The 23,245-nt window shown below is 58.6% G+C and carries 22 protein-coding genes and 1 riboswitch; of the genes, 11 read left to right on the plus strand and 11 right to left on the minus strand.

All coding sequences use genetic code 11. The features are described 5' to 3' along the window. Nucleotides 1–147 precede the first annotated feature (147 nt). The gene (locus ACHZCX_RS12585) at nt 148–1,074 is read left to right on the plus strand and encodes a 2-dehydropantoate 2-reductase (RefSeq protein ID WP_319587575.1); all 927 of its coding nucleotides are present in this window, start codon (nt 148–150) and stop codon (nt 1,072–1,074) included. Nucleotides 1,075–1,109: 35 nt separating this feature from the next. Further along, nucleotides 1,110–1,952, plus strand: coding sequence for a 3-methyl-2-oxobutanoate hydroxymethyltransferase (gene panB / locus ACHZCX_RS12590; protein WP_319587576.1), 843 nt, complete (start codon nt 1,110–1,112; stop codon nt 1,950–1,952). 91 nt (nt 1,953–2,043) lie between these two features. Here the strand turns inward: panB and ACHZCX_RS12595 are convergent, their stop codons facing one another. The 3 genes from ACHZCX_RS12595 to ACHZCX_RS12605 form a co-directional block, all read right to left on the minus strand. After that, nucleotides 2,044–2,451 (minus strand): hypothetical protein, encoded by a 408-nt coding sequence (locus tag ACHZCX_RS12595; RefSeq protein WP_319587577.1) that lies wholly within the window; start codon nt 2,449–2,451, stop codon nt 2,044–2,046. Nucleotides 2,452–2,711: 260 nt separating this feature from the next. After that, nucleotides 2,712–2,978 carry an alpha/beta hydrolase gene (locus tag ACHZCX_RS12600; protein WP_319587578.1) on the minus strand — a complete coding sequence of 89 codons (267 nt, stop codon included), beginning with the start codon at nt 2,976–2,978 and terminating at the stop codon, nt 2,712–2,714. 170 nt (nt 2,979–3,148) lie between these two features. Further along, the gene (locus ACHZCX_RS12605; protein ID WP_319587579.1) at nt 3,149–3,763 is read right to left on the minus strand and encodes a cold shock and DUF1294 domain-containing protein; all 615 of its coding nucleotides are present in this window, start codon (nt 3,761–3,763) and stop codon (nt 3,149–3,151) included. Between the two features lie 199 nt (nt 3,764–3,962). Beyond that, nucleotides 3,963–4,173, plus strand: a riboswitch (cobalamin riboswitch). 91 nt (nt 4,174–4,264) lie between these two features. Here ACHZCX_RS12605 and thiC point away from each other — a divergent pair. The 3 genes from thiC (at nt 4,265) to ACHZCX_RS12620 (ending at nt 7,835) form a co-directional block, all read left to right on the plus strand. Continuing rightward, nucleotides 4,265–5,584, plus strand: a complete 1,320-nt coding sequence (thiC, locus tag ACHZCX_RS12610) for a phosphomethylpyrimidine synthase ThiC (protein ID WP_319587580.1) — start codon at nt 4,265–4,267, stop codon at nt 5,582–5,584. Nucleotides 5,585–5,664: 80 nt separating this feature from the next. Next, nucleotides 5,665–6,729 carry a nicotinate-nucleotide--dimethylbenzimidazole phosphoribosyltransferase gene (cobT, locus tag ACHZCX_RS12615; protein ID WP_319587581.1) on the plus strand — a complete coding sequence of 355 codons (1,065 nt, stop codon included), beginning with the start codon at nt 5,665–5,667 and terminating at the stop codon, nt 6,727–6,729. Continuing rightward, nucleotides 6,726–7,835: a methyltransferase gene (locus tag ACHZCX_RS12620; protein WP_319587582.1), complete on the plus strand. Its 1,110-nt coding sequence runs from the start codon at nt 6,726–6,728 to the stop codon at nt 7,833–7,835. Before cobT ends, ACHZCX_RS12620 begins: the two co-directional genes overlap by 4 nt. Here ACHZCX_RS12620 and ACHZCX_RS12625 read toward each other — a convergent pair. From ACHZCX_RS12625 to ACHZCX_RS12635, 3 genes are all read right to left on the minus strand, one after another. Further along, a complete protein-coding gene (locus ACHZCX_RS12625) occupies nt 7,832–8,209 on the minus strand; it encodes a cupin domain-containing protein (RefSeq protein ID WP_319587583.1) in 378 nt (125 codons plus the stop codon). The genes ACHZCX_RS12620 and ACHZCX_RS12625 overlap by 4 nt on opposite strands. 98 nt (nt 8,210–8,307) lie before the next feature. Beyond that, nucleotides 8,308–8,463 carry a hypothetical protein gene (locus tag ACHZCX_RS12630; RefSeq protein ID WP_319587584.1) on the minus strand — a complete coding sequence of 52 codons (156 nt, stop codon included), beginning with the start codon at nt 8,461–8,463 and terminating at the stop codon, nt 8,308–8,310. Nucleotides 8,464–8,482: 19 nt separating this feature from the next. Further along, nucleotides 8,483–8,956 carry a helix-turn-helix domain-containing protein gene (locus tag ACHZCX_RS12635; RefSeq protein WP_319587585.1) on the minus strand — a complete coding sequence of 158 codons (474 nt, stop codon included), beginning with the start codon at nt 8,954–8,956 and terminating at the stop codon, nt 8,483–8,485. Nucleotides 8,957–9,473: 517 nt separating this feature from the next. Here ACHZCX_RS12635 and ACHZCX_RS12640 point away from each other — a divergent pair. Next, nucleotides 9,474–11,918: a cache domain-containing protein gene (locus ACHZCX_RS12640; RefSeq protein WP_319587586.1), complete on the plus strand. Its 2,445-nt coding sequence runs from the start codon at nt 9,474–9,476 to the stop codon at nt 11,916–11,918. 18 nt (nt 11,919–11,936) lie between these two features. On the opposite strand, the gene ACHZCX_RS12645 is transcribed toward ACHZCX_RS12640, so the two are convergent. Both ACHZCX_RS12645 and ACHZCX_RS12650 read right to left on the minus strand, forming a co-directional pair. Continuing rightward, nucleotides 11,937–13,766 carry an ATP-binding protein gene (locus ACHZCX_RS12645; RefSeq protein WP_319587587.1) on the minus strand — a complete coding sequence of 610 codons (1,830 nt, stop codon included), beginning with the start codon at nt 13,764–13,766 and terminating at the stop codon, nt 11,937–11,939. An 85-nt stretch (nt 13,767–13,851) separates the two neighbouring features. Continuing rightward, a complete protein-coding gene (locus tag ACHZCX_RS12650; protein ID WP_319587588.1) occupies nt 13,852–14,547 on the minus strand; it encodes a response regulator transcription factor in 696 nt (231 codons plus the stop codon). Between the two features lie 190 nt (nt 14,548–14,737). Here ACHZCX_RS12650 and phoU point away from each other — a divergent pair, with 190 nt between their 5' ends. Then, nucleotides 14,738–15,412: a phosphate signaling complex protein PhoU gene (gene phoU, locus ACHZCX_RS12655; protein ID WP_319587589.1), complete on the plus strand. Its 675-nt coding sequence runs from the start codon at nt 14,738–14,740 to the stop codon at nt 15,410–15,412. A gap of 79 nt (nt 15,413–15,491) precedes the next feature. On the opposite strand, the gene ACHZCX_RS12660 is transcribed toward phoU, so the two are convergent. The 3 genes from ACHZCX_RS12660 to ACHZCX_RS12670 all read right to left on the minus strand — a co-directional run bounded on the left by ACHZCX_RS12660 (nt 15,492) and on the right by ACHZCX_RS12670 (nt 18,263). After that, on the minus strand, nt 15,492–16,622 hold the full coding sequence (locus tag ACHZCX_RS12660; protein ID WP_319587590.1) for an ATP-dependent 6-phosphofructokinase: 1,131 nt from the start codon (nt 16,620–16,622) through the stop codon (nt 15,492–15,494). A 124-nt stretch (nt 16,623–16,746) separates the two neighbouring features. Continuing rightward, nucleotides 16,747–18,009: an Nramp family divalent metal transporter gene (locus tag ACHZCX_RS12665; protein WP_319587591.1), complete on the minus strand. Its 1,263-nt coding sequence runs from the start codon at nt 18,007–18,009 to the stop codon at nt 16,747–16,749. Between the two features lie 116 nt (nt 18,010–18,125). Next, nucleotides 18,126–18,263, minus strand: a complete 138-nt coding sequence (locus ACHZCX_RS12670) for a hypothetical protein (protein ID WP_319587592.1) — start codon at nt 18,261–18,263, stop codon at nt 18,126–18,128. Here ACHZCX_RS12670 and pstC point away from each other — a divergent pair. The 4 genes from pstC to pstB all read left to right on the plus strand — a co-directional run bounded on the left by pstC (nt 18,262) and on the right by pstB (nt 23,188). After that, nucleotides 18,262–19,647 (plus strand): phosphate ABC transporter permease subunit PstC, encoded by a 1,386-nt coding sequence (pstC, locus tag ACHZCX_RS12675; RefSeq protein WP_319587593.1) that lies wholly within the window; start codon nt 18,262–18,264, stop codon nt 19,645–19,647. The genes ACHZCX_RS12670 and pstC overlap by 2 nt on opposite strands. 12 nt (nt 19,648–19,659) lie before the next feature. Continuing rightward, complete coding sequence (pstA, locus tag ACHZCX_RS12680; RefSeq protein WP_319587594.1) at nt 19,660–20,934, plus strand: phosphate ABC transporter permease PstA; 1,275 nt, start codon at nt 19,660–19,662, stop codon at nt 20,932–20,934. Between the two features lie 94 nt (nt 20,935–21,028). Next, the gene (locus ACHZCX_RS12685; RefSeq protein WP_319587595.1) at nt 21,029–22,087 is read left to right on the plus strand and encodes a PstS family phosphate ABC transporter substrate-binding protein; all 1,059 of its coding nucleotides are present in this window, start codon (nt 21,029–21,031) and stop codon (nt 22,085–22,087) included. A 252-nt stretch (nt 22,088–22,339) separates the two neighbouring features. Then, a complete protein-coding gene (pstB, locus tag ACHZCX_RS12690) occupies nt 22,340–23,188 on the plus strand; it encodes a phosphate ABC transporter ATP-binding protein PstB (protein WP_394708831.1) in 849 nt (282 codons plus the stop codon). Nucleotides 23,189–23,245: the final 57 nt, after the last annotated feature.

The raw sequence follows: 23,245 nt of genomic DNA on the forward strand, positions 1-23,245 counted from the left end.
GCCCTTGCTTTCTTCCAGACGGGGAAAGCGTTCGGCGTTGACCTTTTTTGTCGATGGTTTATAACTGACGCCAGTGGTTTTCCCCGCAACTGACCGCAGGAAAAGGCCCGGCAGCTCTGCCGGCCAAAAGGAGAGGCAAGTGGTGATATGGAGATACTGATTCTTGGTGCCGGGGCGATGGGCAGTCTGTTCGGGGCCCTGCTGGCGCCGCTTGCGGAGGTGTGCCTCTTCACCACCAATGCGGGTCATGCTCGAGCCATCAACCGGGACGGGTTGACCTTCACCGGCATGGACGGCACGGTGCGCCGCTTCGGGATCAAGGCGCTGACCGATGGCTCGCACTACGGCGGGAAGGCCGACCTGATCCTGTTGTGCACCAAGGCCCGGTCCACTGGCGAGGCGGCTGAAACGGCTCAAAGGCTGGTGGCCGAGGATGGCCTGGTGCTCACCCTGCAAAACGGGCTCGGCAATCTGGAACGGATCGTCGCCGTGGTCGGCGCGCAACGGGCCGCTGCCGGCACCACCGCCCAGGCGGCCACCCTGCTGGCGCCCGGCCATGTCCGCCATGCCGGCCGTGGACCGACTGTTCTGGCAGCCGACCTCGGACAGCTTCCCGCTATCACCGCCATAGCCGAGCTGTTCAACCGGGCTGGCATTGACACGCAGATCGTTGAGGATAGCAATGCCCTCCTTTGGTCCAAACTGATCGTCAATGTCGGCATCAATGCCCTCACCGCCCTGCTGCGGGTGTCCAACGGCGTTCTCGCTCAGGTCCCGGAGTGCGAACGGCTCATGGCTCAGGCCGTGGACGAGGCGGTGGCGGTCGCCCGGGCATTGCGTATTGATCTCCCCTGCGAGACGCAGCAGGAGCGGGTCCGGCAGGTCTGTGCGCAGACCAGCACCAACCGGGCCTCCATGCTCCAGGATATCCTCCGGGGCGCACCCACCGAGATCGATGTCATCAACGGCGCTGTCGTCGCCAAGGGGTTTGAGGCCGGCGTGCCCACCCCGGTCAACCTGCTGCTCACCCAACTGGTCAAGGCCCTGGAGGCCACCGCCTCCCATCGGATTTAACCCTTTCGGCTGCCATCTCTTCCCAAGGAGAACCCATGCAACAGAAAAAAGTGACCATCCCGGACATCAGGAACCGCAAGAACGGCATCCCCCTTTCGGTCATGACCGCCTACGATTATCCCTGGGCCAAGATGGTGGATGCAGCCGGGATTGATATCGTCTTGGTGGGCGACAGTCTGGGCATGGTGGTGCTGGGGCATCCCGATACGGTCTCGGTCACCATGGACGAGATGATTCACCACACCAAGGCAGTGGTGCGCGGCGTCGAACGGGCCTTGGTGGTCACCGACATGCCCTTTGGCTCCTACAACAGCTCGATTCCGGCGGCGATCAACAATGCCACCCGCATCCTCAAGGAGGGCCACGCCGACGCGGTCAAGCTCGAGGGCGGTGTTTCCATGGCCGAGACGGTTGCCGCCATCGTCAGGGCCGGTATTCCGGTGCAGGGCCATATCGGCCTGACTCCGCAGACCGCCACCAGCCTCGGCGGTTTCAAGGTCCAAGGGAAGAGCGCCCAGGCGGCTAAGCAGCTGATCGAGGATGCCCAGGCCCTGGAAGAGGCTGGCTGCTTTTCCATCGTTCTCGAGGCGATTCCGGCACCCCTGGCTGACCACATCACCAGGGAGATCACCATTCCCACCATCGGCATCGGCGCCGGCCCCGGCTGCGACGGCCAGGTCTTGGTGATCCACGACTTGGTCGGACTTTACGATCGTTTCACCCCCAAATTCGTCAAGCAGTATGCCAAGATTAACGAACCCATCGCCGCCGCTCTGGCCCAATACAAGGCCGAGGTCGAGAGCCGTGCCTTCCCCGCCGAAGCCCACAGCTTCACCATGAAATCCGAGGAGATGGATAAACTGCTGCAGTTGTATTGAGTGTCAGGGAAAGAGGGAATGCGATTTCTTCACGCTCCCACCTAGAGCGGTTGGGGGCGTGAAGAAATTAGGGGGAATGAAAAAACGGCGGCTATTGACCGCCTTCCTTGATTGTGGGCTCGATCCCTTCCGCGCGCAACGCCGCGACGATGGCATCGGTGAGTTGCACGTCCAGATCCGGGATCTCCACCCCTTTGAGGCACTGACTTAACGTGAGATTCTGCATTATAGAAATGTGCCAGGCCACCGGCGTCCCCTTGTAGCCCTCGCCCTCCTCGGCTTCGCAACCGCAGCCGATCATGAATTCCGCATCGCCTTCAAGGTATTCGATAAACCAGCCCCAATCTTCACCGGTGGGGTAGCGGGTGGCAAAGCCAGCTTTTGCCAACGCCAGAGACAGCCAACTGGCCAGCTCAAACCCGTACGCGCCGGGATTCACCTGGCACGATTCAGGCAAGTAGGGAAGAAACCGGGTTGACGAAAATTCGATGCGCGACATGGTTACTCCACAAGAGAGGCTGAGGGAATCGGCTCTCACCGGTTGGCGCTGTTGCCCTAACCGACAATGCACCCAATCGGACCGTACTCTCCACTCCTTACCACGACAGCAAGCCGCCCCGCCATGACAAAAGATATCTTGGCGTGCTGCCGGGATAAGACGGATGATCCGGCGAACGCTGGTCAGGTTCAAACAAGGTTGATGTGGATAGCCGCCTGCCCGTGAGGTCCGTTGCAAGGCAAGGGCGGTTTGATATCGACTTAAAGGAGCGAGAGCACTGCTGCCGCAAAGGCGAGCGGCTCTTCCTGGGGCAGATTGTGGCCCGCCACCGGAATCAACCGGCGCTCATAGGCGGATCTAAAAAATCGGTGGTGCTCCTCGGAACCGGCGGCGGGGAGGACGCCGTTTTCACTGCCGTGCAGGACGATGGCCGGCACGGGTATCCGCGGCAGATCGATCAACCGCCGTTCGGTTGCCTCAAAGGCGGGGTCGCCGTTCACCAGGCGGAGAGAAAGCAGGTGGGCCACTCTCCGCATAGGCGATGTTGAGGGAGTCTGTTTTTATGTGCTTGATCATTGTTCCTCCTCCATGCACCGTCAAATTATTGTGCCGGTTGGTTGTCCCGTGACTTCCAGAGCTAGAGAAACAACGGGGACGTCTGACCTAATCAAATCGCTCACATTCGATTTCCGTTGAATTAGAGCCCCAACAGGAGTGAATGAAGGAAATGTTTGCCGGCTGGAGAGAGCAGCGCTGCCAGCATAGTCGCGTTGAGAACGACTGTTGCCCAGAAGATTACTTGGAACGATTGTTTTTTCGATTTGTGGCGCAGAAGTCGTTGCGCAATTATGGCACCAGGCCATCCGCCAAGGATGCTGAGCGTATGTAGACGGATTTCTGAGGTCCTCCAATCATTGAACTCAGCCGCCGACTTGTCAAATCGGTACACGATGAAGGTCAGCAAGCTGGCACAGATATATACGCCCAGAACCGGCAGTAGCAACAAGTCGCGAACAACCAAGCCAGTGATTGCCGTTAAAAAGAGAATTGCCAAGATCACAAGCAGCACGTCTACAACTATCGCGTTCCTTCGCGGATCACTCTCCCCTTGAAAAAGCACATTCTCGGCCCATGTTTTCCCGCCAACCGTCGAAACGATCTCAAAAGTGACGATCTCGCCGACAGTCGGCATTCGGGATCGTTGTGACAGGCCATTTTTATGGACGAAAATATCAGGGCCGCCGCCATTGGGGGTTATGAATCCGAACGCTTTCTCTGCTTTCCACTTTGCTATTTTTCCTTGAATTCGCATGTTGGTTCGCTTGGTTATTATTGGGCGCAACTACTTTGGCTGTCCTGATTTTGCCGGAAGGGAACTTTTAGCCTGATTAGAATAAGCTATTTTAAAACATACTACGACATCCTGATCCATTCAAATGAGAACTCCATCGCACCTCCTCCAGAGGAAGAAAAAAAACCTCGTTTTCGAGATTGTTTTTTTGATCTTGAATATGGTAGTTTGCCGCACCTGTTGAAGCAGGCACAGATACAGACAGTTCTATAAACGGAACACGGTGCAAATCCGTGACGGTCCCGCCGCTGTAACCGGAATAAGGGGTCGCACTCCTTGCGAGGAAGCCACTGATCATCCTTGATGATCGGGAAGGCGCGATCTGGCAGTATCCGGAAGTCAGAAGACGTATAGATCAGTTCGACTTGGGAACGCGATGGCAAAGGGTTTCAAAAGGATACTCCCCTTTTGAAGCCCTTTACTTTTTTCCGCTTACAGACTGTCGCAACGTACGGAGGATACATGAAAACCCAAATTGAGTATGCACGCGAACACACCCTGACCCCGCAGATGAAAACCGTGGCCCGGGATGAAGGCCTGAGCACGGAATACATCCGGGAAAAGGTGGCGGCCGGCGAGATTGTCATCGCCAACAATCCGCGCCGCCCCGGCCAAAAAGTGATCGGCATCGGCACAGGATTGCGGACCAAGGTCAACGCCTCCATCGGCACCTCGTCGGACATCTGCAACCTGGAGGCGGAAATCCGCAAAGCCCAAATTGCCGAGGAAGAGGGGGCCGACACCCTGATGGAACTCTCCGTTGGCGGCGATCTGGACCGCATCCGCCGCGAGGTCCTGGCCCATACCCGCCTGCCGGTGGGCAATGTGCCGCTCTATCAGGCCTTCAAAGAGACCGCCCGCAAGTACAAAGATCCCTGCAAGCTCGATCCGGAATTCCTCTTCGAGCTGATTGAGCGCCAACTGGCTGACGGCCTCAGTTTCATGGCCATCCATTGCGGCATCAACCAATACACCATCGAGCGGTTGCGTAAACAGGGTTTTCGCTACGGTGGGTTGGCCTCCAAGGGCGGCACCTTCATGGTGGCGTGGATGGACGCCACCGGCCAGGAAAACCCACTCTATGCCCAGTTCGACCGGGTCTGCGGCCTGATGAAAAAATACGATGCGGTCCTTTCGCTGGGCAACGGCATCCGCGCCGGGGCCATCCACGATAGCCACGACCGGGCCCAGATGGCGGAGATGATCATCAACTGCGAACTGGCGGAACTTGGCCGGGAGATGGGCTGTCAGATGATGGTCGAAGGGCCGGGCCATGTGCCGCTCGATGAAATCGCCGCCAATATCCAACTGGAAAAACGGATGAGCGGCAATGCCCCCTACTATGTGCTCGGGCCTCTGCCCATGGACAGCGGTGCCGGGTACGATCACATCGTTGCCGCCATCGGTGCGGCCAATTCAGCCCGGCATGGGGCGGATCTGGTCTGCTATATCACCCCGGCCGAACACCTGGCCCTGCCCAATGAGGACGATGTCCGCGAAGGCGTGCGCGCCACTCGGCTGGCGGTCCGCGTCGGCGATATCGCCAAGTATCCGGAGCGGCGCGACAATGAAAAACAGGCCGCCATGGCGCGGCGGGACATGCGCTGGCAGGATTTGGAGAAATATCTGCTGTTCCCGGAAAAAGCCAAGCAAATCAGAGAAGAACGCGCCCCCGAGGCCAACGACACCTGCACCATGTGCGGCGATTTCTGCGCCATGAAAAAGGGGATGGAGGTCTTCCGCCAGGATATCAGCGGCGACAAGATTTCCGTCCCCGGTTGAGCGCGGCTTGAGCGTAGTGCACCCATCGGCCCACACCACCCAATCAAACACCGAATATAATCCACCACCAAGGCATCGATATGCAACTCGTCCAGCAGACCATCAACGCTATCCGTCCTCCGGACACCACCATCCACCAGGCAGCCTTGCAACGGCTCGCCGACCAGGCCCGGCCCCAGGGGAGCCTGGGCATCCTTGAGCCGTTGGCCGCCCGGTTGGCGGGCATTGCCGGCACGCTCGATGTCCGGTTTCGCAAAAAAATGATTGTCACCTGCGCCGGCGATCACGGCGTGGTCGAGGAGGGGGTCAGCCTCTTTCCCCAGGAAGTGACACCGCAGATGGTCTACAATTTTGTCCAGGGCGGCGCTTCGGTGAGTGTCCTCGCCGCCCATTCGGGGGCCGAGGTGCGGGTCGCCGACCTGGGGGTGAACCATGATTTTCCTCCGGACCTGCCTATCTTTCATCGCAAGATCGGCAAGGGGACAGCCAATTTTACCAAGACACCGGCCATGAGCCGGGCTGACGCGATTCGTTCGGTGGCGGCGGGGATTGAGATTGTCAATCAGCTGGTGGACCGGGAATCCCTGGACCTGCTCGGCACCGGCGACATGGGCATCGGCAACACCAGCCCTTCTTCGGCGATCATCGCCGCCTTCTCGGGCCTGCCGGTACGCACCGTCACCGGCCGGGGAACCGGTATCGATGAGGCCATGCTGCAGAATAAGATCGCGGTGATTGAGCGGGCGCTCGCCCTGCATCACCCCGATCCCACCGACGCCTTGGATGTGCTGGCCAAGGTCGGCGGCTTTGAAATCGGCGGTCTGGCCGGGCTGGTGATCGGTGCAGCCGCCCGTGGCATTCCGGTGCTCTGCGATGGGCTGATTTCCACTGCTGGTGCCTTGATCGCCTGCGAACTCGCCCCTGCGGCCAAGGCCTACCTCTTTGCCAGCCACAACTCGGTGGAGATCGGTCACCGCTGCATGCTGGAACGGATGGGCCTCACGCCTCTGCTCAATCTCGATTTTCGGCTGGGCGAGGGCACCGGCGCGGCGGTGGCCATGCATCTGCTCGATGCCGCCACTCGGGTGCTGGCCGACATCAAAACTTTTGCCGAGGTGGGCATCCGCAACGCCCAGGAGGGATGATGCAGGCGGAGGACCGCGGCTCGCCGTTTCTCGCTTTTTCCGATCTGCTGACCGGATACCGGGGCTCCGCTGTTCTGATGCTGGCCCATGAATCTGGACTGTTTGACCTCCTTGCTTCCCAGGGCGGTTTCGCCGAGGAGATCTGCGCCGCTATCGGCTGGGATCTCGAATATGGCCGCCGCTTCCTCGACTGCCTTTGCCAGTTGGGGTTCTTGGGCAAAGAGGAGAACCGCTACGGCCTGAGCCCAGAGGCCAAGCCCTACCTGGAGCGCCATTCACCCCACTCGCTGCGACGGACATTGGACTTTGAACAGCAACTGCGCCTGTCCTGGAGTCAATTGGACGCTACCCTGAAAACAGGCGGCCGGATCTTTGCCGCCGGCGACAAGTCCCCGGAAGAACTGCACCAGGCCCGAATCCGTTATCTCGGAGCCATGGATGAAGCTGCCGGCGTGCGCGCCGCGGAAGTGTGGCAGTGCTGCCCCGGCCTGCCGCCGTCTGGGATAATGCTTGATCTCGGGGCGGGCTCGGGCGCGTTTATCGCCGAGTTCCTGCGGCGCAACCCCGAGTGGTCGGCGATTTTCTGCGACCTGCCGGAGATCATCGCCTCGGAAGAACTCCATCGCCGTTTGACCCCCTGGCGTGAGCGGGTCACCTGGTGCGGCTGCAATCTGCTGGACAAGGAATCCTCGGATTTGGACCGCATCCCGGACCGGGACTGTGACCTGGTGTTGCTTTCCAATGTCCTCCACTGCCAGGGGACAGAGGAGAGCCTCCTAATACTCCGCAAGGCGGTGAGCAAAACCTCAGCCCAGGGGCTGCTGATAGTCCACGATTTCTTTGCCGATACCGATTGGCGCGGGGCGCTGTACGATCTGCACATGATGCTCAATACCTACAACGGCAAAACTCATCGCCAGGACGACATCATTGATGCCGCCAGCCGATGCGGACTGGGTAGCCACCGGACGCGACAGTTGCCGTCGGGATCGACCCTGCTGGCCTTTGCCCGCGCCGAAGAACCGCTGCGCAGATTTGATCCAGCCACAACTCCTGCAAACATGGGCGCTGAACCCCTTGCTATTCACCCCGATTCCAGGGGCTAAGGCCTTTCCGCATTCCCTTGGCGTGTACCAGTTGTTTCCAGGTCACGGTAAGCAGTCAGGGTAAAGCGCGGCGTGCAGACGACCAGAAAAAGCAGATCACGCGATCCGGTGTTGGTAATCCGCTGCCGGCAGCCGGGCGGGATCTGCACCACCTCGCCAGGGAGCACCACCCTCGGCGCCTCGCCACCGATCTCAACCAGACCACTGCCCTCAACCATCACATACCGTTCCTGGATGGCCTCAAGACAATGCCAGCGGGTGGTGTGGCCCGGTTCCACCCGGGCACGGGCCACGGACACCGCCGGATCATCCGCGCTGTTGTGCAGTTCGGTGATGAAACAACCTTCCTCAAAGTAATACTCGCCGTGTGTCATGGTTCTGCTCCAAAGTTTGCTCGTGGCTTTCAGTCAAGGGCCAGGAGAAGGCCGAAGACCGCCAGCATGGCCCCGGCCAATTTTTCGATCCTGAATATTCAGGCGGCCACCCGATAGAGGATCTCTCCCCGTTCGACCGCGCCGATACTGAAGCTGCGATGCATGGGCGGTGTGTAGGTGCGGGTGCTGTCCTGTGAGGTCCGGCATTCGAAAAACGGAAGCCGGGAATCAGTAAAGAAACGTTCCTCGTGCATGGAAGACCCTCCTTCCTGGTTACAGAGGGCGCCCTAAACGCTTTTCGACCTGCCGTCGTTCCCATTGCGGGCCAAGAAAACTTTGGGGTTTGAAGACACGGGCGGCATGCATCAGCAGGCCCAGTCCCCAGCCTCCCATCACCCAATATATCCACATCCGATGGGGGGTCAGAATGAGATTGACGGCCAGCAGTCCCAGAACGATGAAGATGTATCGCAACAGGTGCAGGTAAAACCCCCGAAGTTTTCGCACATAAGCAAAGGCGTCTTCTTCCTGCGTGTCATTGAGGGAATCGGTTGCGGTTGTCATGGTGCGCTCCGGATGAAGGGTTGAAGAATCTACTTCGAAGACGGCGGCCAGACATTTGAGCGATTCGATGCTGGCCGGATTGCCAGCTTCAAGGCGCTGAATGGTTCTGACACTCAATCCGCTGGCGTCGGCAAGTTGCTGCTGCGACCAGTCATGCTGCAAACGCAATTTTTGAATCGACATGTTGCCCTCTTTGTTGTGGTGATGCCCGCACTATGACCTGCACCTTGATAATTTACCACGACAACAAGCCGCCACGCCACGACAAAGACACGCCACGATTCTGCCGCAAGGCATGCAGCTTCTCGGAATTATGCATGAATGTGAAGAGGTGGCGCACGGGAACGAAGAATGTCAAAGCCTGTTCCCCCATGTCCCGGAAATGCAGCTTGGAGGAAAGAATGGACCGCGGGTGGACCAATACAAAGGCCGGTGCACCGCCGATCTCCCTGGTGCTTGAAAACAGGACGTGTTGAGCAGCAGGGGGCAGGAGGATGCGATTTCTTAAGGGTGACAGTCCCTTGAGAGGAACTGCGGTAAAATTCGAGACCAGTCGAAAAAGATTGACGGCGATGCTCTCCGGCCTCTTTAATGGAGAAAGAAAACTGTTATTTTTCCTGATGCATGACCTCTCGGGATCCAACCCAGGAAAGTGCGTCGCCTCTCATCAGTCCAATCGGATCAAACCGCTCTGAGGAGTATGCATCTTTTCAACAATCTTCATAAAACCTTGCTTTGGAGCATGGTCACCGTGGCGTTCCTGTCGGTCGGACTGGTCGCCGCCCTGTCGATTGTGCAGGAATACCGGCGGTTCGAGGTGGAGTCGCGTGAATTAAAAGAGGAGTATCTGGCCGGGCAGAAGGCCTTGGTCAAGCAGGAGGTTGACCGGGTTGTCGACTATATCGAATACCAGCGTTCCACCACCGAACACAGCCTCAAGAAAGAACTCCAGGCTCAGGTCGAGCGCGGCCACGCCATTGCCGATAACATCTACAACCGCTACCAGCAGAGCAAGAGCGAGGAGGAGGTCAAAGGGCTCATCAGGGAGGCCCTGCGTCCGGTTCGCTTTCACGACAACCGCGGCTATTATTTTATATATGACATGCAGGGCAACAATGTCCTTCTGCCCTTGTCACCTCAGCTTGAGGGAAAAAATCTTTGGGACCTGCAGGACAGCCAGGGCCAATACACCATTCGTCGGATGGTGGAGATGGTCCGGGAGCAGGGTGAGGGTTTTCTCGAATGGTACTGGTACAAACCCGGTGAAACCAAGGAGATGGCGAAGAAGATCGGCTACGTCAAGGTTTTTGCCCCTTTCAATTGGTGGATCGGCACCGGTGAATATGTCGAGGATGTAGAACAGGAAATTCAGCAGCAGTCCCTGGCCCGTATCAACACCATCCGCTACGGTAAGGACGGCTACATTTTTGTCTATGATTTCGAGGCCACAACCCTGGCCCATTATAAACCAGAAAATATTGGGTTGAATCAGTGGAACTTCCGCGATCCCAACGGGGTTCCGGTGCTGCAGGAGCTGATCCGGCGCAGTCAAGTAGAAGACGGAGTTTTTCTCGAATACGTCGCTACTATCCGCCCGCAGACCGGAGTGCCGGCGGCCAAGATGACCTATGCCCGGGCGATCAAGGAGTGGCGCTGGATGGTCGGAACCGGCGTTTATATCGACGAGATCAACGAAATTTTGGCGCAGAAAAAGGCCGCCCTTGAAAGCAAGATCGTCCGCAGTCTCGGCTGGATCGTGGGCACCCTGCTGCTCTGCCTGCTGTGCATTGTTGTTCTCTCCCGCTATATTTCCGGCAAGATTGCCGCCAACCTCAAAGGGTTCACCGCCTTCTTCGAACGGGCCGCCACCGGGTCAAGCATGGTCGACGAGCGGGCCATCCATTTTGCCGAATTCAAGGGGCTGGCCCAGGCCGCCAATCAGATGATTGATGAGCGCAACAGGGCGGCCGAGGCCATCGACACGCTCAAGGAACAACTCAACAACAGCCGCAAGATGGAGGCCTTGGGCATGCTTGCTGGGGGCGTGGCCCACGATCTCAACAATGTCCTCTCAGCCATTGTCGGCTACCCGGATCTGATGCTGGCGAGTCTGCCCGCCAATAGTCCGCAACGCCGCTATATCGAGATTATGCGTGATTCCGGCCTTAAGGCCAGCGAAATCGTCCAGGATCTGCTGACTCTGGCCCGTCGAGGGGTAATGCAGCCGGTGGTGCTCAACCTCAATACGCTCATCGAGCGCTACCTGGCTTCCCCCGAACACCTCAAGCTGCGGACCCATAATCCCGATATCAGATTTGAGACAGCCTTTGCTCCTGATCTGCTGCGGATAAAGGGATCCTCGGTGCATCTGCAGAAAACCCTCATGAACCTGGTCATCAATGCCGTCGAGGCCCAACCGGGAGGCGGCGTGATTCGTCTGGCCACGGAAAATCGGTACATCGACCAGCCTTTGCCGGGATGCGAACAGATCAAGGAGGGCGATTATGTGACGCTTGTCGTGGGTGATGAGGGAGTAGGCATCGCCGAGAGCGATCTTGCTCATATTTTCGAGCCCTTCTTCTCAAAAAAGAAGCTGGGACGGAGCGGTACCGGCCTGGGAATGACTGTGGTCTGGGGCACGGTCCAGGATCACGGCGGCCACATCAGCGTCTCTTCGGAGGAGGGTAAGGGAACCCTCTTTGAGCTCTATTTTCCCGCCACCCGTGAGGAGACGGTGGAGGAAGGTCCGGCGGCCGATCCGGCCGAGTATCAGGGCAACGGCGAAACCCTGCTGCTGGTCGATGATGTTCGTGAACAGCGGGAACTGGCCCAGGCCATACTCGATCTGTTGGGCTACCGGGTTGAGACGGCTGCCAGCGGCGAAGAGGCCCTGGCGTATCTGGCCGAACATCCGGTTGATCTCCTTCTGCTTGACATGATCATGGCTCCGGGAATCGACGGTCTGGAAACCTATGAGCGGGCCCTGGCCCTCTCTCCCGGCCAGCGGGCGATTATCGTCAGCGGCTACGCCGAGACCGACCGGGTGCAGAAGGCCATGGAACTGGGGGCCCGGCGCTATGTCAAAAAGCCCTACACCATCCAGTCGTTGGCCAAGGCGGTGCGGGAAGCACTGCAATCCCCCTGAACCATCGCAAGAAGGGGCTCAGTCGGCTCCATCCTCCTGTTGTTCCCGCGGCGCTGCCGGCAGGGTGATGGTGAAGGTCGATCCCTTGCCGGGAACACTTTCCACCTCCACCGTGCCGTTGTGGAGATGGGCGATGTGCTTGACGATTGCCAGTCCGAGGCCGGTGCCGCCTTGGTCACGGCCTCGGGCCTTATCACAGCGGTAAAACCGCTCGAATAGCCGGGGCAGGTGCTCTTTGCCGATACCGGGGCCGTTGTCGATGACGCTGATATGGACAAAGGCCTCGCCGTGCCTGTTCCTGCTGCCGTGGCAGCGCAGGGTGACGAGCGAGCCGCTGGGGCTGTAGGCCAGGGCGTTTTTCAGCAGGTTGATCACCGCCTGCTCCACCAGCGGCAGGTTCATCGGCGCATAGAGCGCATCGTCACAATCCACCTGAACAATAATCTCCTTCTCGTCGGCCAGAACCGCACAGGTCTGAAGCGCGTTCTCCAGGACCGCCCCGGCCTCGCCCGTCATCAGGGTAATCTCCTCTTTTTTTTCCCGGTCCTCGATGCGGGAAAGCGTCAACAGATCATCGACAATTGCATCCAGCCGGTTGGCCTGACGGATGACAATACCGAGGAAGCGGCGGGCATTGTCCTGGTCGTCGAGCGCCCCGTCGAGCAGGGTCTCGACATAACCCTTAATTGCGGTAATCGGCGTCTTCAGTTCATGCGAGACATTGGCGACAAAGTCCTGGCGAATATTCTCCAACCGGTTGAGCTTCGTCAGATCGTTCATCACCAGCAGCATGCCCATGCTTTTGTTGTCCTCGTCGCGCAGGGGCACAGCGTGGGTCTGGAGCAGGATTGGATCGGCGCCGTTGAACAGGGTGACTTTCTGTTCCTGCGGGGCGTTATGGGTCAGGGTGAAATCGATCATTTCCAGGAGGTAGGCGTTGCGGATGACCCCTTCGACCGCCTTGCCCTTGACCACCTCCGAGGGCAGGGTGAACAGCGCTGCGGCCGCCTGATTCATGCGGATGATTCGTTTGTCGGCGTCGATGGCCACCACCGAATCGGCCATGCTGGAAAAAACCGCCTCCAGTTCGTTGCGCTGCTGGATGATGATGCGGATGCGGCGGTTGATCTGCTCGGCCATCTCGTTGATCGAGGCGGCCAGGCCGGCCATTTCCACGGACATGTGCTCGCTGTTGATCTTGACCAGTTGGTCGATGCGGCCCTTGGTTAACTGTTCGGCGCCCCGTTTCATCTCCTCCAGGGGCCGGCTGATCCGGCGGGCGGAATAGAGGGAGAGCAGGACGGCCAGGCCAATGACGGCCAGACAGATTCCGAGCATTTTCTTGTGCAGCAGGGCGAGCATGGTCTCGACCGGAGTGACAGCGATGGCCAGACGCAGGGCACCGCGATGCTCGTCGGCGCCGAGTTTGACCGGTATGGCGGCATAGAGCATGGATTCACCCAAGGTCCGGCTGTGGCGCAGCGCATAACCGGTCTCCCCGGTCAGGGCCGGGGCAACCTCCGGCCGCTGGGCGTGATTGTCCATGAGGGCGTGGTCTTCATTGGAGTCGGCCAGAACCACACCGCCCGCGTCAACGACCGTAATCCGGGTCGCGGCCCGTCTCCCGGTCTGCCGGACGAATTCCTGAAAGGGCCGTTCCTCGCCCCGGCTGAGCACCGCGACGGTCGGTCCGATCAGGAGCGCCCGCTCGCGGATCTCCTCCTTGAGGTGATCGATATAAAAATCGCGGCCGGTGGTGGTTGCCAGCCAGACGACCAGCAGCATGGAGACGAGGGTGATGCCAACGCAGGCAGGAAAGATCTGCCAGAAAAGACGAATGTTTCGCATGGGGTTTCTCGGTCAGGAGTCAGTGATGAGGCCAGTGCTCCCGGAATGGGTGGTTAAAGCGGTTGGGCAGAGCTGATCGGGTGAGCTATTCCCGGATCCGGTAGCCGATGCCCCGCACCGTTTCGATGCAGGCCCCGGCGTCTCCCAGCTTCTTGCGCAGGCCGAAGATCTGCACGTCCACGGCCCTGGGAGTGATGCTGTAGTCGTAGCCCCGGATCTGGTCGATGATCTGCTGGCGGGAAAAGACCCAACCCGGCCGGCCGGCCAACAGCTCTAAAATGGTGAATTCCGAGGCGGTGAGATGGACCTCCTCACCGTCCACCCGCACTTCATGCCGGCCGGGGTGAATGTCCATGCCGTTGCGGCTGATGAGCCCAGCGGTGCTGTCCGGTTCGCTCTCCGGCTCGGGGGTCCGGCGCAGGGCCGCCTCAATGCGGGCGATCAGCACCCGGGGGCTGAAGGGTTTGGTGACGTAGTCATCGGCCCCGCACTCCAGACCGCCGACGATGTCGTCCTCCTCGCTTTTGGCGGTGAGCATGATGATCGGCAACCCCTTGGTCGCTTCCTGGTTGCGCACCGCCCGGCAGACCTCGTTGCCGTCCTTGCCGGGCAGCATCAGGTCGAGCACCATGGCATCGACCGGCTCCCGGCTGAGCAACTGCAAGGCCTCCTCGCCGGTATCGGCGCAGGTGACGTTAAATCCGGACTTGATCAGATTGTAACTGACCAGCTGTTGGATGTCGGTGTCGTCCTCGACAACCAGGATGCGTTGTTTCTTCACTGTGCTCTCCCGCAGTCATGTCTGCATGATGTTTCATGCTACTGTTATGCAGCCCCGCCAGTGTTGCAACAGAAAAGAAAAAAGCTAACGCTATCCTAACGGGTTTCTAATCGAGCGATAATGTGGGAAGGGTATATGTAGGATTGTTGCCTTATCTTCGCACGCCAAGAACACAAACCGGAGGAATCCTGTGAGCAGACATATGTATTTCCATCGCGAGATCGACGATTTGAAAAAGACGATCCTTAAGCTGGGCACCCTGGTGGAGGACCGTCTGCGCCGGGCCTGCTCCATTCTGGAAACCAGAAACGAGGACCAGGCCCAGGCGCTCATAACCGCTGATTGGGAGATCGACGACATGGAGATCCGGGTGGAAGAGGAGTGCCTGAAGATCCTTGCCCTGCATCAGCCGGTGGCCCGCGACTTGCGCCTGATCGTCATGATCATCAAAATAAACAACGAGTTGGAGCGGATCGCCGATATTGCAGTCAACATCGCCAAACGGGTGGTCACCATCAACAAATGCAGCCCGCCTGGTTCTGTGTTTCTCCTCGACTATCAGCCCATGGCCGCCAAGGTCCTGGAGATGATCAAGGCCAGCCTGGACGCCCTGGTAACCGAGGATGCGGCCCTGGCCCGCCAGATTTTCCTCATGGATGACGAGGTCAACAGGTTGCGCGATGCAGCCTATACAGCCGTGATTGCGGAGATCGGCCGTCACGGCGACAACGCCGCCTGCCTGGTCAACATCTACCTGATTGCCCGTCATCTCGAGCGGATCGGCGACCGGGCTATGAATATCGCCGAAGAGATCATCTATCTGGTGGAAGGCGAGATCGTCCGCAGCAGCGAAGATCCGCAGTGAACGATGAGGATGGGCAGGTTGAGGATTTCAGTCTGTTAGACCTCCCACAGCACAGACTGCAGTTTGACCACCTGCACACCTAATAAATATGATTACCCAGGCAGGTGCCGGTTTCCAGGGCAGCCCGGAGCCAGGGGTGATCAAGCGGCACGACCTTGCGTTTGCCGATCACCTCGGCAAGGTCCACGAGTTCCGTTGACTCGCCCTTGACCGCCACCATGCAGCCGAACCGTTGATCGTCGACGGCGGCAGCGCAGGCCGATCCCAACCGGGTGGCGAGGATGCGGTCGGCGGCTGTGGGCGTGCCGCCGCGCTGGAGGTGGCCCAGGATGGTCACCCTGCTTTCCAGGCCAGTGAGCGCCTCCAACTGCGCCGAAAGACGGAGTGTGTTGGTGGCTTGGTGGGCCAGGAACGCCTCCAGGGTTGCAGCAGCCTTTTTTTGTTTTTTCTCTTCCTTGGCCGCCATTTTTTTCTCAGTGAGCCGGGTCAGCTCCAAGGTGTCCTCCTGAGACAGCGCGCCCTCGGAGACGGCGACAATGCTGAAATTTTTGCCCCGGTGCCGACGCCTTCGAATAGCGTCGGCTACCTGATTGACGTCGTAGGGGATCTCGGGGATAAGGATGACGTCGGCGCCGCCGGCCAATCCCGCACCCAGTCCCAGCCAGCCGGTGTTGTGGCCCATGATCTCGACCACAATGATCCGGTGGTGGCTGTGAGCGGTGGAGTGGAGGCGGTCGATGGCGTCGGTGGCGATTGACAGGGCGGTGTCAAAACCGAAGGTGATGTCGGTCATGGCGACATCGTTGTCGATGGTCTTGGGCAGGGTGAGGATGTTCATGCCCGCCTGGGCGAGCCGATAAGCATTTTTCTGGGTGCCGCCGCCGCCGATGCAGATCAGGGCCTCGAGGTTATGGCGTTTATAATTGTCGATCATCACTTCGGTCATGTCCTGCACCTTGGAGCCGACCGGCATTTTGTGCGGCTTGTCCCGGCTGGTGCCGAGGATGGTCCCGCCCAGGGTGAGAATGCCCGACAGCATATCGCCTTCGAGCAGAACGGTGCGGTTCTCCATGAGGCCGCGAAAGCCGTCGCGGAAGCCAATCACCTGCATGTTGTAGGCGTGGAGGGCGCTCTTGCTGATGGCCCGGATGGCCGCATTGAGGCCGGGACTGTCACCGCCCGCAGTCAACACACCGATACATTTTCCCATGTCCTCTCCTGTGAAAGGGTGGAGTTTTTAAGTTGGCCGAGAGCAAGCAACCTCTCTCGCGCCGGCCGTTGTTTGTTCTTGGTTGCATCGTTGATCGAGTCTGGGTGAAACCACAGTTTCCGGATCAAAAGAAGCTGATAAACAGGAGCACATTCAATCCGGAGACCACCGCGGCAATCGTCCACAGCATGATCTTGGTCAACAGCGGGTTGACATGCTTCCCCATCACCTGCGGCGAGGAGGTCAGGTAAATCTGCATGCAGATGGTGAGCGGCAGTTGGATGCTCAACACCATCTGGGAAACAATCAAGGCCTTGAAGGCATTGTTGACCAGCAGCAGCAGCAAAAACGCCCCGATGAGCGAGATGAAGACTCCGAGCCGCGAGTGGGTGTCCTTGATGTCATAGGGTTCATCATAGATTCCGGCAAAAATCGAACCGCCGGCAATGGCGGAAGTCACGGTCGAGGCGCCGCCGGCAAAGAGCAGGGCAACGGCAAAAACCACCGCCGCATTGTTGCCGAGAAGCGGTGTCAGGAGGCTTTGGGCCTGCTGCAGTTCACTGACCGGGGTGTGGGTTGTGAAAAAAGTGGTGGCCGCAAGGAGGATGATGGCGCTGTTGATCGCCCAGCCGACGAGCATGCTCAATAAGGTGTCGAACAACTCATAATCCAGCTGTTTTTTGATCACCGCCTCATTTTCTAGATTCCATTGCCGGCTCTGGATGATTTCGCTGTGGAGAAAAAGATTATGGGGCATGACCACTGCGCCGAGGACACTCATGATGATCATAATGCTGCCCTTGGGGAAACTGGGGGTGATCCAGGCGATGCCGGCGCTGGCCCAATCGATATTGACCAAAGTCAATTCATAGAGAAAGGAGAGACCAATGACGGAAACAAAGCCGATGATAATTTTTTCAACGGCGCGGTACGAGTTGGTGAACAGCATGATGGCCACAAAGCAGACCACGAGAAAAGCCCCGGCCGGCATGGGGATGTTGCACAGCATGTTCAAGGCAATGGCCCCGCCCAGTATTTCCGCCAGCGAAGTGGAGATCGAGGCCAGCATTGCCGAGCCGAGGACGATCCGGCTTATCCATGGCGGTGCGTATTTATTGGTTGCTTCCGAGAGGCAGAGACCGGAAACAATCCCCAGGTGGGCGACGTTATGCTGCAGGACAATCAGCATCACGGTGGAGAGGGTCACCATCCACAGCAATTCGTAACCGTATTCGGCACCGGCGGCAATGTTGGAGGCCCAATTGCCCGGATCGATAAAGCCGACGGTGACCAGCAATCCGGGGCCGATATAGCGGAGGATCTGCAGGGCGCCGTAGGTCGGCTTGTGATGGCGGCGCAGATCAGCCCAAAAAGAGCGCAGATTCAAGGAACACCTCGTGTGATCTTCTGTGGAACGGGTTGTCCCAGTGGCCTCGCTTACGCGATGTTTCAGGGAGAAGTCGCTTGTCCTCCTCTCTCCTAATATTCTTTCTTAATCCTTTCTTAACCATATTGCGCCAACCGGCGCAAGAATCCTAACACAATCCTCATCAAGGCCGAACCGGCCTTTAATATAGCATCGATAACGTAGAGATCCAATGCAGGCGAGATGATCTCGCCGCCAATTTGTGGAGCATCCATGCCGCCTTTGCTGCTTATTTCTGTGGTTCTTGTTCTATCCACGCTTGCCTACTGGCAGGGTCGTCGGCGAGCCTTTGCCCTCGCAACCCAGCCTTCGGCTGGGAAAATGCATTCCCGGCCTGGCTATTACGGCATGCTTGCCGCTCTGTGGTGCGCCCTACCGGCACTTGCCATCGTCGCCGTCTGGCAGATGGCCGCCGATCCTCTGCTCACCCAGATGGCCATCAAGGGCGTTGCGGCGACCAAGGGGAACCTCAGTCCCGATCAGTTGAATCTCCTGGTCAACGACATGCGCAACCTGGTGGGCGGCAATGTGATGGCCCGTGCGGTTGATCCCCTGCTTCAGGCCGCCGCTGACCAGTATACCGGTATGCTCCGGATCAGCAACATCGCCCTGGCGGTGGTGGCCCTGGCAACGGCCCTGGTGGCGGCTTACCTGGTGCTTGCCAAGATCCGGCCGACGCTGCGGGCACGCAACCAGGTCGAACTCGCCATTGAGATTATCCTGACGCTCTGTTCCACCTTCGCGGTTTTTGTAACCATCGGCATTATCCTGTCGGTGCTGTTTGAGTCGATCCGCTTCTTTCAGCAGGTGCCATTTTTCGATTTTCTGTTTGGCCTCAAATGGAGCCCGCAGATGGCGATGCGGGCCGATCAGGTCGGCAGTTCCGGCAGCTTCGGCGCTGTTCCTGTTTTGGCCGGCACCTTTCTCATTTCCGGTATCGCCATGGCCATCGCCGTGCCCTTTGGTCTGATGTCGGCTATCTATCTTTCCGAATACGCCGGACCTAAATTCCGCGCCATTGTCAAACCTCTGTTGGAGATCCTCGCCGGGGTGCCCACCGTGGTCTACGGATTTTTTGCCGCCCTGGTGGTGGCTCCGTTCATCCGCGACATGGGCGCGATGGCCGGTCTGTCGGTCTCTTCCGAGAGTGCCCTGGCCGCCGGTCTGGTCATGGGCATTATGATCATCCCCTTTGTCTCGTCGCTCTCCGACGACGTCATTAATGCCGTCCCCCAATCCATGCGCGACGGCTCCTACGGGTTAGGCGCCACCAAGAGCGAGACGATCAAACTGGTCATCCTGCCCGCCGCTCTGCCGGGCATCGTCGGTTCGATCTTGCTGGCGGTGTCGCGGGCAATTGGTGAAACCATGATTGTGGTCATGGCCGCCGGCATGGCTGCCAACCTGACCGCCAACCCCCTGCAGGCGGTGACCACGGTGACTGTGCAGATCGTTACCCTCCTGGTCGGTGACCAGGAGTTCGACAGTCCCAAGACGCTCGCCGCCTTTGCCCTGGGCATGCTGCTTTTTGTCGTCACCCTGGTGCTCAACGTCATCGCCCTCTATGTGGTGCGCAAATACCGTGAAGAATACGAATAAAGGAAGACCCCAATGAACAAGGAACATAAAATTTCCACCATGGACCGGGTCAACGTCGGCCTGGCCGCGCGTTACCGCAAGGAAAAGCGGTTCCGGCTGTTCGGCCTTTCGGCCATAGTCGTCAGCTTGCTGTTCCTGGTGCTGCTGCTCGGCTCGATTGCTGCCAAGGGCTATACCGCCTTTCGCCAGACTCAGGTTCTGCTTGACATCCATTTTGATCCGGCCGTGCTTGATGTCAACAATCTCGCCACCGCCGACTATGCCGCCTTGGTGCGGAGCGCGATCTTCGCCCTGTTTCCCGAGGTCGACAGTCGTCAGGACAAGCGCCTCCTCGGTAAACTCATCAGTACTGGTGCTGCCTATACGATTCAGGAGATGGTGATGAATAAACCGGAACTGATCGGCTCCACCAAAGCGATCTGGGTCCTGGCCGACGATACAGTCGACATGTTCGTCAAGGGCTACTTTCCCCGTGACGTTCCTGAATCCGAGCGGCAGATCAGCGACAAGCAGATGGTTTGGATCGATCAGCTGACAGCCGCAGGCCGGGTGGCGGGCAAGTTCAACACCACTTTCTTCTTGGCGGGTGACTCGCGCGAACCCGAACTGGCCGGTATCCGGGGCGCGGCCATGGGCTCGATGTTCACCCTGATCGTCACCCTGCTGCTCAGTTTCCCCATCGGTGTAGCGGCGGCGGTCTATCTTGAGGAGTTCGCACCGAAAAACCGTTGGACCGACCTGGTCGAGGTCAACATCAACAACCTGGCCGCCATTCCTTCGATTGTTTTCGGTCTGTTGGGGCTGGCGGTCTTTCTCAACTTCATGAATCTACCCCGTTCGGCCTCCCTGGTTGGTGGCCTGGTGCTGACCCTGATGACGCTGCCTACCATCATTATTGCCAGCCGGGCCTCGCTTAAGTCGGTGCCGCCTTCCATCCGGGAAGCGGCGCTGGGCGTCGGGGCCTCGAAGATGCAGACGATCACCCATCATATCCTGCCGCTGGCCATGCCCGGCATGATGACCGGCACGATCATCGGCATGGCCCGGGCCTTGGGGGAGACCGCGCCGCTGCTGATGATCGGCATGGTGGCCTTCATTGTCGATGTCCCCCATGGGTTTAACGATCCGGCTACCGTCCTGCCGGTGCAGATCTATCTCTGGGCCGATAGCCCGGAACGGGCCTTTGTCGAACGGACCTCGGCGGCAATCATGGTTTTGCTCCTCCTGTTGCTGACCATGAACGCCGCTGCGGTCTTTTTGCGCAACAAGTTTGAACGCCGCTGGTAACGCAATCGGAACGGTTTGCTTACAGAAAGCTAACAGAACGGATGTACTGTTTTTCTCATACACATTCAGATTATTTATTTAAGGAGATTTTCCCATGCAGAAATTAGGATTCACCCTGGCAGCCGCCTCATTGCTGATTGCCGCCGCCACTACCACTCAGGCCGCCGATGGCCGCGATTACATTTCGATTGTCGGCTCCTCCACTGTGTACCCCTTTTCGACTGCCGTCGCCGAGCAGTTCGGTAAAACCACCAAGTTCAAGACCCCCAAAATCGAGTCCACCGGCACCGGCGGCGGTTTCAAGCTGTTCTGCGCCGGTGCGGGTGTCGATAGCCCGGACATCAGCAATGCTTCACGGCAGATCAAAAAAACGGAAATGGAGACCTGCAGCAAAAACGGCGTGACTGAGATTGTTGAGGTAAAAGTCGGATATGACGGCATCGTGCTTGCCAACAGCAAGAAGGCCCCGCAGATAAATATAAGCCGCAAGGAGATCTTCCTGGCCTTGGCCAAGGAAGTCCCGAGCCCGGATGGCGGCGACAAACTGGTCCCCAATCCCTATAAAACATGGAAGGATGTGAACGCCAAGCTGCCCGCGGACAAGATCGAGGTCCTTGGTCCGCCCCCGACCTCCGGTACCCGCGATGCCTTTGTTGAAATGGTGATGGATGAAGGATGCAGCGCGTTTGAGTCGATCAAGGCGATGAAAAAGACGGATGAGAAGAAGTTTAAGGCTGTCTGCGGGACTGTTCGCGAAGACGGCGCTTACATCGAAGCCGGCGAGAATGACAATCTGATCATTCAGAAGCTGGAAGCCAATCCGAAAAGCTTTGGTATCTTCGGCTTCAGCTTCCTGGATCAGAATGGCGACAAGGTGCAGGGCTCGGTCATCGATGGCGAGACCCCCAAATTTGAGACAATCGCCTCCGGCAAATACCCGGTCTCCCGGCCGCTGTTCATTTATGTGAAAAAAGGCCATGTCGGCGTTATCCCCGGTATTGCCGAGTATCTGGCCGAGTTCACCAGCGAGAAGGCTTGGGGTGAAGAAGGGTATCTTGCCGAGAAGGGCCTGATCCCTTCACCGAAGGATGAGCGGAAAACTGTAGCAGCCGATGCCAAAGCCCTGAAGGTTTTGGTGAATAATCAGTTCTAAACAACCCAGACGTCCGCGAGTTCCTGGATAGATCTCAACCACTCCGGACGACGGCACACCGTGTCCGGCTACGGTGCACAGCACAAAAGGGGCAGGCGGGAATGTACCCGACTGCCCCTGTAGGCACTCAGGGCCAGAGGCCTGGAAAGGGAAGAACAATGTCTGTCTGAGCGAGAACAGCAAGGCTCAAGCGGTGGGAGGGGAACGATGGCAACAGCAATGGGCACGGTTTTGGACATGCGGGATGCACTGATGGAGAAAAATGAGGCGGAGGCCACTCCGACGGCCAAGACGCGCAAGGTGGACCGCGATCAACGGACGACCGTGGGGCTTCCCTTTGTCGAAGAACCCCGGATGGTCTGCCGCGAGGTCAACGTCTTCTACGGCGACAAGCACGCCATCAAAAATGTCAGCATTGATGTCGGCAAGAACGAGGTCTTGGCCATGATCGGCCCCTCGGGCTGCGGTAAGTCGACCTTTCTCCGCTGCCTCAACCGGATGAACGATACGGTGGCCAGTTGCCGGGTCACCGGTGAGATCCTCCTGGATGAACTCAATATCTACGATAAAAAAGTGGACGTGGTACCGTTGCGGGCCCAGGTGGGCATGGTCTTTCAAAAACCCAACCCCTTTCCCAAATCGATCTTCGATAACGTCGCCTATGGCCCCAAGATCCACGGCCTAGTCAACAATAAAACCGAACTCCAGGATATTGTGGAGAGTTCACTCAAAAAAGCGGGTTTGTGGAACGAGGTCAACGATCGCCTCGACCAGCCGGGCACCGGTCTTTCCGGAGGTCAGCAGCAGCGGTTGTGCATCGCCCGGGCGATTGCCGTGCGGCCTGAGGTTATCCTCATGGACGAGCCCTGTTCCGCCCTTGATCCCATTGCCACCGCTACCATCGAGGACCTGATCACCGAGCTCAAAGAGCAGTACACCATCGTCATTGTCACCCATAACATGCAGCAGGCGGCGCGGGTTTCCCAGCGCACTGCCTACTTCCATCTGGGTGATCTGGTCGAGGTCGGTTCCACCGACCGCATCTTCACCAACCCCCGCCACCAGTTGACCGAGGATTATATCACGGGCCGATTTGGTTGATCTGAAATTGTCCCCACGTTGTTTTTTGTGCCGATCCCGCCTTTGAGTGAGATCGGC

The sequence above is a fragment of the uncultured Desulfobulbus sp. genome, assembly GCF_963662935.2.
Lineage (GTDB): Bacteria > Desulfobacterota > Desulfobulbia > Desulfobulbales > Desulfobulbaceae > Desulfobulbus.